Consider the following 1565-nt stretch of genomic DNA (forward strand, 5'->3'; position numbering starts at 1 on the left):
GGATGACACGAGGTTTGTCAGCCCACTCAGCGCCGCGCGGGGCGGACGGGAGGGTGACGTCGAGCGTCGGGTAGGGCTCGGGGACCAGCATCGAGAACGCCAACATCGTCCCGTCGGGCGACCACGCGAGTCCGCTCGGCGACCGCTCGAGCTGCGTCAGCCGGGCCACCTGGCCCGTGTCCTGCCAGCGGACGTGGAGCTCCGCGCCCTGGTCCGTTCCCGCCACGAATGCTACCCGGTCGCCGCTCGGCGACCACCGCGGCGACGACTCGTTTGCCTCGTCCATCGTCAGCTTGCGGTGGCCAGTCCTATCGGCGCTCACGGTCCACAGCGACCGACGGCGGCGGTCCGTCATCCGGTCCATGCTGGTACGAACGTAGACGACGTCGGCGCCGTCCGGCGAGATCTGTGGATCTGCGGCCCACTCGAGCTCGAACACGTCCTCGAGGGCGAACCGCTCTTGGGCGAGCGCGGGGACGGCGAGCAGAGCGAGAACGGCGACGAGCGGGCGCATAACGGTTGAGACAGTCTGTGCCGATGATAAACCTGCTGTGCTCGTCCTCGAGGGCGAGACGCCGACCTCGAGGCTGGAGAACCGCTCGAGGTCGGCGTCGGAGCAGGCACGGATCTCGTCGACGCTAGACGGTATGGCCACTCGAGCTACCGTTTTGGAGACGGGACCCGGACCATGTAAAGCGGGTCGTCACCAAGGCCCGCCAACTCAAGCCGGTCGCCGTCGACCTTGGCGTGGCCGACTCGCATGGCGATCATCTCCTCGTCGAAATACGCCTCATGGCTCGGCTCTTCGAGCAGCAAGTACGGTCCGACCATGTCGAAGCGGATGGTGTCTCCGTCGGGCGACACCGTCGCGGTCCCGTCGTCGTGGAACGCGATTCGGACGCCGGCGACCACGCCCGCGTCGTCCACAACGCCCCCTTCCCACGTCCCGATCAACTCGGGCGGTACCTCGGGCGGCGCGGCGCGCACGTATCGCTGCGGTGGTGGCACGTCCTCGACGCCGCTGACAGTTAGCGTCAGCGTATCGCCCTCGAGGTCGAGATCGATTGAAATCGAGTCGCCCTCCAAGACGAGCCGTCCGTCCTCGACGCGGTAGGGCGTCGTGAAGAGGTAGGCCATCGCGCCTGTGTCGTCGTCCTGGATGATCGTGTCGGCCAGGGTCGAGTCCGATACGACCAAGTGTCGGTAGAGCACCGTGTTGACGTAGGTCTCGAGGCCGTCCTCTCCATTGAACTCGTGCTTCGTCGTCACCGTGTCGGCGTTGACCCACGTGCCGTACGCGCCCGCCGGCAACGTCGTGTCAGCGACGGCGAGCAATGCGAGGAGCGCGAGAACCATGGGCATGTCGTCCTCGAGGCCGGGAGTCGACCTCGAGGACGCGGAAGGCTAGACGTAGTCCTCCATCGGAGGACAGGAGCAGACCAGATTGCGATCGCCGTAGGCGTTGTCGACGCGGCCCGTGCTCGGCCAGAACTTGGACGCGCGGTCGCCCGTCGGCCACGCGGCTTGGCTCCGCGTGTACGGGTGGCTCCACTCGTCGGACGTCA

At 67.2% G+C, this 1565-nt stretch carries 2 protein-coding genes and 1 pseudogene; all 3 read right to left on the reverse strand.

Annotation, left to right across the window (positions count from 1 at the left end; all coding sequences use genetic code 11):
* Nucleotides 1–655 (reverse strand): TolB family protein (locus WBA11_RS09965; RefSeq protein WP_424520547.1); only part of this gene is annotated, 655 nt, incomplete at its 3' end.
* Nucleotides 656–660: 5 nt separating this feature from the next.
* Nucleotides 661–1362 (reverse strand): hypothetical protein, encoded by a 702-nt coding sequence (locus WBA11_RS09970; RefSeq protein WP_424520548.1) that lies wholly within the window; start codon nt 1360–1362, stop codon nt 661–663.
* 42 nt (nt 1363–1404) lie between these two features.
* Nucleotides 1405–1565, reverse strand: a pseudogene (locus WBA11_RS09975) (glycine cleavage system protein P); the annotation flags it as partial.

This window comes from Rubrivirga sp. (genome assembly GCF_049648075.1).
Classification (GTDB): Bacteria; Bacteroidota; Rhodothermia; order Rhodothermales; family Rubricoccaceae; genus Rubrivirga.